Origin of the sequence: Prosthecobacter sp., assembly GCF_044378005.1 — a bacterium.
Classification (GTDB): domain Bacteria; phylum Verrucomicrobiota; class Verrucomicrobiia; order Verrucomicrobiales; family Verrucomicrobiaceae; genus Prosthecobacter.
In genome coordinates, this window is the sequence record NZ_JBILYB010000202.1 from 1 (window position 1) to 8,129 (window position 8,129).

Annotated in this window: 5 protein-coding genes and 1 pseudogene; 5 read left to right on the forward strand and 1 reads right to left on the reverse strand. The window is 60.0% G+C overall.

Features of this window, described 5'->3' with window-relative positions:
• The 5 genes from dnaJ to AC6FTP_RS24075 form a co-directional block, all read left to right on the forward strand.
• Positions 1–943, forward strand: a 943-nt coding sequence (gene dnaJ / locus AC6FTP_RS24055; RefSeq protein ID WP_497209451.1) for a molecular chaperone DnaJ, incomplete at its 5' end; no start/stop codon positions are given.
• Between the two features lie 246 nt (positions 944–1,189).
• A complete protein-coding gene (locus AC6FTP_RS24060; RefSeq protein WP_497209452.1) occupies positions 1,190–1,993 on the forward strand; it encodes a cytochrome c3 family protein in 804 nt (267 codons plus the stop codon).
• A 62-nt stretch (positions 1,994–2,055) separates the two neighbouring features.
• Positions 2,056–5,295, forward strand: a complete 3,240-nt coding sequence (locus tag AC6FTP_RS24065; protein ID WP_497209453.1) for a TAT-variant-translocated molybdopterin oxidoreductase — start codon at positions 2,056–2,058, stop codon at positions 5,293–5,295.
• 18 nt (positions 5,296–5,313) lie between these two features.
• Positions 5,314–6,798, forward strand: coding sequence for an NrfD/PsrC family molybdoenzyme membrane anchor subunit (nrfD, locus tag AC6FTP_RS24070; protein WP_497209454.1), 1,485 nt, complete (start codon positions 5,314–5,316; stop codon positions 6,796–6,798).
• Positions 6,799–6,851: 53 nt separating this feature from the next.
• Positions 6,852–7,439 carry a DUF3341 domain-containing protein gene (locus AC6FTP_RS24075; RefSeq protein WP_497209455.1) on the forward strand — a complete coding sequence of 196 codons (588 nt, stop codon included), beginning with the start codon at positions 6,852–6,854 and terminating at the stop codon, positions 7,437–7,439.
• A 249-nt stretch (positions 7,440–7,688) separates the two neighbouring features.
• Here the strand turns inward: AC6FTP_RS24075 and AC6FTP_RS24080 are convergent.
• Positions 7,689–8,129: pseudogene (locus AC6FTP_RS24080) on the reverse strand (hypothetical protein); the annotation flags it as partial.

Consider the following 8,129-nt stretch of genomic DNA (forward strand, 5'->3'; position numbering starts at 1 on the left):
TGCTGGTGGAATGGGCGGGCCGAGCGCTGGTGGTGGCGGTGGTTTCCACGATCCTTTCGATATCTTTCGCGAGGTCTTCGGCGGCGGCGGTGGCGGAGGCGTTTTCGAAAGCTTCTTCGGTGGTGGAGGCGGTGGCGGTGGACGTGGCCGTCGTCGCGATGGCCCCCAACGCGGCAACGATCTTCGTTATGGTATCGAGATCAGTCTCGAAGATGCCGCGCATGGTATCGAGCGCGAGATCGAATACGACCGCCTCAACCAGTGCAAAACCTGCACAGGCAGTGGTTCCACCAGTGGTTCGGGCAAAAAGACCTGCCGCACCTGCGGTGGTGCCGGCCAAGTCATCTCCTCGCGCGGTTTTTTCCAGATCCAGCAGAACTGCCCCGACTGCCAGGGCAGTGGCGAGGTCATCAGCGATCCCTGCAAGTCCTGCTCCGGCTCTGGCCGCAGTCGCGAGCACACGAAGCTGCGCGTAAAGATCCCTGCCGGGATCGAGGACGGCTCCCGCCTCCGCTCCAGCGGCAATGGCGACTACGGCGTCCATGGCGGTCCTGCTGGAGACCTCTACATCGTCGTGAATGTAAAATCTCACGACATCTTCGAGAGGGAAGGGGACGATCTCCACTGCCAGATGCCGATGAGCTTCACCACCGCCACCCTCGGTGGAGAGACCACCGTGCCGACTCTGGAGGGCAAAGCCATGCTCAAAGTGCCTGCCGGAACCCAAAACGGCACCACTTTCCGCCTGCGCGGCAAAGGCATGAAAGCGCTCGGCGAAGAGCGCCATGGCGACCTCTACGTCCACGTCCAGATCGCTGTGCCCACCCGCCTGACAGCGGAGCAAAAAGAACACCTCGAAGCCTTTGCCAAAGCCGTCGGCGAAAACCCGACGAGCACGATGGAAGAAAGCTTCTTCGAGAAAGCGAAAAAGTTCTTCCGCTGATCATCTCAACCCGCCTTGGTTACCCAAGGCGGGTTTTTTATGCCCACGTAACAACCTCGCCCACCGGGCCTCCTTCGAATGAGTGAGCTTCAAATACCCAGCCCGCTGAGCCGCGATGAAATGAAGGCAGGCAAGACTCTTTCAAGGCCTCCCACTTTTTTGATTTCCAGCCTTGCAAAGGTGTCTTCGACTTCTATTCTCGGGCCTGCTTGTGAAAAATTTCACAAGCACTGAATTCGACGCTTTATGGGCAATTTCTTTCCTCGTTGGACTAACTGGCTCCCCCTGAAGCTAGCCGTCGCGGCTGGCTTCATCGTTTTTGGGGTGAGTCTGGCCGTGCCATACTACTTCACGCCAAAATACACGCGTGTGGGCTATGAGCCGACTCAGCCGGTGCCATTCTCTCACAAGGTCCACGCCGGACAGCTCGGCCTCGACTGTCGCTACTGCCACTCGTTCGCCGAGGTCTCCAGCCACGCGAACGTGCCGACCAACCAGACCTGCTTCAATTGCCACGGTCCGGGCAAAGGCAACATCAAGTCCGCCTCGCCGAAGCTGGAGAAGGTGATCAAAGCTGCCGAAACCGGCAAGCCCATCGAGTGGGTGAAGGTCCACAAGGCTCCTGACTACGTCTATTTCAATCACAGCGCCCATCTCAATCGCGGCATCTCCTGCCAGAATTGCCATGGCCAGATCAATGAGATGGAAGTCGTGAAGCATGATCAGCCACAGTCCATGGGCTGGTGCCTCAATTGCCACCGCAATCCCGAGCAGATGCTCCGCCCGCTAGATCAGATCACCAATCTGAACTACAAGCCCGAGCAACTCGACCGCACGAACTTCTACGCCGGACTGCTCAAAAAGGGCATCAAGGCTGATGAGATCGCCGCCACCATCGAAGAAGGCAAAACCGCCGCTAAGGTGGAAGACCTCGTCGCTCTCGCCGCTGGCAAGTTTGGTGAAAAAGTGACCCAGCTCGAAGTGGGCAGCCAGCTCAAGAAACACTGGCAGGTCCAGCCGCCGGATTCCTGCACCGCCTGCCATCGTTGATCGGCCCTCTGTTCTGACCTTTCCTGACTTTCTGACCCGCTAAAGCCCCCTTTCCCCCGCCCATGAAACGCAAATGGATTCACCCCGAGGAGCCGCAGACCGGCAAGCGCTACTGGCGCAGTCCGGCCGAACTTGAGCAGCGCTCGGAATTCCTCTCGACTCTCGGCGTGGAGTTCCCCGCCGGTGACACGCTCACTGAAGAAGAGGCTGGCCAGTCCCGCCGTCATTTCCTTCAGCTCATGGGTGCATCTGCAGGCATGATGGGCCTCGCCGCCTGCCGTCGTCCACTGACAAACATCCTGCCTTACACGAACCACGTCGAGTGGGTCATCCCAGGCAAGCCTCTGCTTTACGCCTCGGCCATGCCGACCGCGAATGGCGCCGTGCCGCTCGTTGTTACCACGCACGAAGGTCGCCCCACTCATCTCGCGGGCAACCCACTCCACCCCCTCGGTGGTGGCATCGACAGCTTCGCGCAGGCCAGCGTCCTTGATCTCTACGATCCTGAGCGCTCTCAGACTCCTCAGAAAGATGGCAAAGCCGCCACTTGGGCTGACGTGAACAAGGACCTCGAAAGCCTCTCCGCTGACGCCAAGAAAGACGGTGGAGCCTCCCTCGCCCTCGTCGTCGGCTCCAGCACCTCTCCGACACTGCATCGCCTCCTCGGTGAAGTGAAGACCGCTCTGCCACAGGCCAAGCTTTTCAGCTACGAAGCCATTAGCAATGCTGGTCAAGCCGCTGCCAACAAAGAAATCCTTGGCGCGAGCACGAAGACCTTTGTCCGCTGGAGCAAAGCTCTCCGCATCATCTCTCTCGACGCCGACTTCCTCGGCCTTGATCCTGTCGCCGGTGAAACCATCAAGCATTTCACCAAACAGCGCGCCAAGGACAAACCCGGTGGCGACATGAACCGCCTCTACTCGCTGGAGAACCGCTACACCCTCACCGGTGGTATGGCGGATCACCGCAAGCCGCTCGCCGCCAGCCTCATCCCTGCTGCTGCCGCGATCATCGCTGAGATCCTGGAGATCAAAGACGGTGCCGCTCTTGCTGCCGCCGCCCCTGCCGGACTCAAAGAATGGCTCGCCCCTGCCGTGCGTGACCTCATTGATCACAAAGGTCAGGCCGTTGTGCTCGCTGGCAGCCGCTACGGTGCCGAAGTCCACGCGCTCGTCGCCGCCATCAATAACGCCCTCGGCGCTTATGGATCGACCATCGAACTCCTCGAAAACGGCAAGGAAGCCCCTCTCGGCGGCGCTGCCGAACTTGAAGCCGCCCTCGCCTCTGGCGCGGTGAAGACCCTCGTTTCACTGACACCTTCGAACCTCCTCTTTGATGCTCCTGCTTCTGTAGCAAAGGCGATCAAGGAAAAGGCCGTGAAGATCGTCCACCTCGGCCATCTGCCGAACGCCACGGGTCGTGCAGCGATGCTGCACATCCCTTCCTCGCATTATCTCGAAGCTTGGAACGATGTCCGCGCCGCTGACGGCACCTACTCGGTTGTCCAGCCGATGATCCAGCCGCTCTACAATGGCGCGAGCGAGATCGAACTCCTCCTCGCTCTGCTTGGCCGCAAGAAGCTCGGCCCTGCTGAAAAGCCCGCTGATGGAGCTGCTCCAGCCGAAGACGCCGCCTATCAGGCCGTGCGCGACACCTTTGCCACCGTGGCAGGCAGCCTCGACGAAACGAAGTGGAACCTCACCCTGCGTGACGGTTTTCTCAAAGGCTCCAGCTACGTCAAATCCACCGGCGTGATCAATGGTGCCGCCGTCGCCGGCATCGTCAGCAAGGCCAAGGCCGCTGCGGCTCCGACCTCCGAAGCCATGGAAGTCGTCCTCACGCCTGACGCAGGTTTGTATGATGGCCGTTTCATCAACAACGCCTGGCTCCAGGAAGCTCCCGATCCCATCACCAAGCTCACTTGGGACAACGCCGCCTGGATTGGTAGCGTCACCTTCCGTGGTCTCGGCCTTAAGAACGGCCAGATGGTCAAAGTCACCATCGGTGACCGCAGCCTCACGCTTCCAGCCATCGAGGCTCCCGGCCACGTCCAGAACTCCATCACCATCCCCCTCGGTTACGGCCAGACAGAGCTCGGCTTTGTCGGCTCCGATTCCGAAGGCAAGGGTCGCGGCTTCAATGCCTACCCGCTCCGCAGCAGCGCTTCTGAGTTTGTCATCTCCGGTGCCAAGCTGGAAGTCCTGAGCGAAACCTACACGCTCGCGATCACCCAGGATCAAAACACCATGGAAGGCCGCGCTCTTTATCGCGAAGCCACCCTGGAGACCTTCACCAAGACGCCTGACTTCGTCGTGAAGACCGGTATGGATAGCCATATCCCGGAGAACATTTCCTTCTACAAAGGTCAGGTCGGTAAAAAGACCGAAGAGAACCCCTCCGGCTTCGACTACGAGAAGAAGCACCAGTGGGGCATGGTCATCGACCTCAGCAAGTGCATCGGTTGCACCGCGTGTATCGTCGCTTGTCAGAGCGAAAACAACATCCCGGTCGTCGGCAAAGATCAGGTCGTCAAAGGTCGTCTCATGCAGTGGATCCGCATGGATCGCTACTTCGCCACGAACGAGTGGGGTGAGCAGAAGGCCAAGTCCGACGATGTGAACATCGATCCGACCGCCGAGCAGCTCGAAAACGCCGAGATGGTGCATCAGCCTCTCGCCTGCCAGCAGTGCGAATCCGCTCCTTGTGAAACCGTTTGCCCCGTGAACGCCACCGTCCACACCGACGACGGCCTCAACGCCATGGCTTACAACCGCTGCATCGGCACCCGCTACTGCGCGAACAACTGCCCCTACACCGCTCGTCGCTTCAACTGGTTCGACTACAACAAGCGTCCTCTCGACGAGCTCTACTGGGGTCCGCTTTCCACTCCCTCGAAGACCGGCGTCCGCGAGTCTGTCCAGCTTCAGAAGAACCCGAACGTCACTGTCCGTATGCGCGGCGTCATCGAGAAGTGCACCTACTGCGTGCAGCGTCTCGAAACTGCCAAGATCAAGCAGAAGCAGACCCAGCGCGACTCGAAGAACTTCCGCATACCGACTGACAGCGTCAAATCCGCCTGTCAGGAAGCCTGCCCTGCTGATGCCATCATCTTCGGCGACATCGCCGACGAGAAGAGCGCCGTTGCGAAAGCCAAGGACACGAAGCTTTCCCCACGCAATTACGAACTCCTCAAATACATCGGCACCCGTCCGCGCACCAGTTACCTGGCCCGCCTGCGCAACCCGAACAAGGAAATGCCCGGTGCCGAGAAAATCGCCGCTTGGAGCGCTCACCAGATCTAATTCACGACTCACGCTGACATGTCCGCCGAAGCAGCCACCATCCACGACCACGCTCACACCGGTGCTCCCCGCATCCTGGACCGCGAGCCCCTCGTCCTCAACAATCGTTCCTACTCCTGGATCACGAACCGCATCTGCGGCATCGTCGAAAACAAGCAGCCCCTCCTCTGGTGGATTCTGTTTGTGCCCTCCGTGCTCCTGACCGGCCTCATGGCCTTCTGCTTCATCTACCTCATCAGCACCGGCGTCGGTGTCTGGGGACAAAAGCAGCCCGTCGCTTGGGCTTGGGACATCACCAACTTCGTGTTCTGGATCGGTATCGGCCACGCCGGCACCCTCATTTCCGCCATTCTTTTCCTGACTCGTCAAAAATGGCGCACGTCGGTGAACCGCGCTGCTGAGGCCATGACGATCTTCGCCGTGATGTGCGCCGGTCTCTTCCCGGCCTTCCACGTCGGTCGTGTCTGGATGGTCTGGTTCCTCGCCCCCATCCCGAACGCCAACGCCATCTGGCAGAACTTCAAATCGCCCCTCCTCTGGGACGTGTTCGCGGTCTCCACCTACTTCAGCGTCTCCGCCGTCTTCTGGTTCCTCGGCCTGGTTCCCGACCTCGCCACCCTGCGCGACCGCTGCAAGCCCGGCCTCCGCAAGACACTCTACGGCATCTTCTCCCTCGGCTGGCGCGGTTCAAACCGCCACTGGAGCCACTACGAGACCGCCTACATGCTCCTCGCCGCGCTCTCCACGCCGCTCGTGCTTTCCGTGCACTCCGTCGTGTCCTTCGACTTCGCTACTTCCGTCGTCCCCGGCTGGCACACCACCATCTTCCCGCCCTACTTCGTGGCTGGCGCCATCTTCGGCGGTTTCGCCATGGTGCTTACGCTCATGATCCCCGTGTCGAAGATCTATGGCCTTGGCGACCTCATCACGCCGAAGCACATCGACAACATGGCGAAGATCATTCTGCTCACCGGCACGATCGTCGGCTACGCCTACTCCATGGAGTTCTTCGTCGCCTACTACAGCGCGAACAAATACGAGTTCCAGACCTTCCAGCTCCGCGGCCTCTACGGTCCGTCCACCTGGGCCTACTACTTCATGTTCGGGTTCAACGTCTTCGCCCCGCAGTTCTTCTGGTATCGCCCCTTCCGTCACAACCTGTGGATGGTCATGTTCGTCTGCATGTGCGTGAACGCTGGCATGTGGTTCGAGCGCTACGTCATCATCGCCACCACCTTGGAGCGTCACCTCACCCCCGGCTCCTGGCGCACCTATGAAGCCACCTGGGTCGATAAATACACCTTCCTCGGCACCTTCGGCTTCTTCATGATGCTCTTCCTGCTCTTCCTGCGCTTCCTGCCCGTCATCGCCATCGGCGAAGTCAAAGGTGTCCTGCCGCAGAGCAACGCCCACAATCACGACCACGGCAAAGAAGGCATCCAGGAGGAAGACCTTATGGCCTACCCTGACCGCCATGTCCCCCGCGAAGCTGCCACCGCCTAGTTTTCGGATTTCAAATCACTAATCTAAAATTTCAAATCCAAGTGAGTGCCACATTGAAACGAGTCCACGGATACCTCGCCGAGTTCGACGGCGCGGCTGACATCTACCACGCCGCCGAGCAGGTGCGCGACGCCGGCTACCAGCGCTGGGATGTCCACAGTCCATTCCCGATCCACGGCATGGATGATGCCATGGGCAACCCCCGCTCCATCCTTCCCAAGTTCGTCTTCGTCGGCGGCATGACGGGCACCTGCATTGCCTTCACGCTCCAGACCATCACCCAGACGAACTTCTGGTCCAGCATCGGCCTCGGCTTCCTCCAGACCCTGGCGGAAACCTACCCCACCGTCGTCCAGGCCAAGCCCACCGACATCTGGACGCTCCCCGCCTTCTTCCCCGTGATGTTTGAGCTGACCATTCTGTTCAGCGCCTTCACTACCCTTTTCGGCCTGCTCGCCCTCATGGGCCTGCCCCGCTTGAACCACCCCCTTTTCGCCAGCAAGCAGTTCGCCAAATTCTCCGACGACGGCTTCTTCGTCTGCATCGAAGCCCGCGACCCCAAATTCAGCCAGGAAGGCACCAAAGCCCTCCTCGAAAAGATCGGCGGCAAGAACATCGAACTCGTCGAAGACGAGCTGTAGGAGTCATTAAGCCGGTCAAAGCGTCAGGATTCTCAAAAGAGCCGCGAAAGCGGCTCTTTTTTTGTGGTGTGCCAACCCCGCCCGTGCCCAGTGTCAGCGAAGAAAACGCGTCATGCGCGAGATGATACTTCTCCATCCTGCCCCTGCGCCTTGAGTCTGGAGCCCGCCTGACAGATGCTTACTGCAGCGTGGTTTGGGAGCTGATGTGTTCGACTTCCCATCGAAAAAACAGGATTTCTGAGAGTACGTTCACTTCATCTCCTTCAGCAGTTTCTGCGAGAGTTCGCGGGCTAGGGGCTGATTGAATTTGGGGTCGCTGGCGGACTGGAGGTCGGCACGGGCGTTGTCGGTATCGCCGAGGGCGAGGTGGGCGCGGGCGCGGTTGTAGAGGATGTAGGCGTCGTCGGGCGCGAGGGGTTGGGCGGCGTTGAAAGCTTCGAGAGCTTCATCGGCTCGGCAAAGTTGGAGCAGGGAGTCGCCACGGCGGTTGTGGGCTTTGGAAAGAAGCTCGTCGTGCTGGGGATGCGTGGGCGGTAGGCACTCGGGCAGGGCGGCGATGACGAGATCGCAGGTTTGCAGAGTGGCTTTGGCTTCGCTGTCGCTGAGGTCGGGCTTTTTGAGGGCGTCTTTGATGTGATCGAGAAGGATCGTGAGCGGCAAGGCGGCATCGTTGGTCAGGCCTTCGGCGGC